This window comes from Leptotrichia sp. OH3620_COT-345, assembly GCF_003932895.1.
Taxonomy (GTDB): domain Bacteria; phylum Fusobacteriota; class Fusobacteriia; order Fusobacteriales; family Leptotrichiaceae; genus Pseudoleptotrichia.
The window spans coordinates 1-671 of the sequence record NZ_RQYW01000086.1; the positions used below are offsets into that span (position 1 = coordinate 1).

Here is a 671-nt window from a genome sequence, read left to right on the forward strand (position 1 = left end):
GTATTATTTTTACTACGATGATTTTGGAGGTTGTTTTATGAAAAATGAAAAGATAACAAGTAAGAAAGTTAAAGTACTTGGAACACAGCAATACATCAACGCAAACACTGGAGAATTGGAGGATTTTCAAGTAACAAGCTTGCAAGATAGAGATTTCAATTTTACCAAAGTTTGGTTAAATAGCATTCTTCAAACTCTTGATATGCTTGGTAATCAAAAAACAAAGGTCGCATATCACATCATTGACAACCTTAACAAGGAAAACCAATACATAGGGACGCAAAGACAAATAGCTGAAAGAGTTGGAATATCTTTAAAAACAGTTTCAATCACTGTGAAAGCCCTGTTAAATGCTGATTTTCTTAGAAATTTAAGCAATGGAGTGTATTGTGTAAATCCAGATGTTTTATTCAAAGGAAGCAGAACATCAAGGCTAAATGTATTACAGCAATACAATACAGCTGAAAAGCCAAAAGTAAGTGATGAGGAGAAAATAGCTAATCTTGAAAAGGTCATTGCTACAGCACAAAAGGAAATCCAAAAGCTTAAATATAAATCTGTCCCAATTCGAGAAAAAACAGGGACAGACAATTGAAAAGGGCTTAAGGCAAATAGCATAGAGGCTTGTACTGATTTTTCCCATGTTTTGTACTGAATTCTCAGTTCTTTTG

1 protein-coding gene is annotated in these 671 nt (G+C 33.4%); it reads left to right on the forward strand.

Annotation, left to right across the window (positions count from 1 at the left end):
* Window positions 1-37: 37 nt before the first annotated feature.
* Window positions 38-595 carry a replication/maintenance protein RepL gene (locus tag EII29_RS11445; protein ID WP_125237614.1) on the forward strand — a complete coding sequence of 186 codons (558 nt, stop codon included), beginning with the start codon at window positions 38-40 and terminating at the stop codon, window positions 593-595.
* Window positions 596-671: the final 76 nt, after the last annotated feature.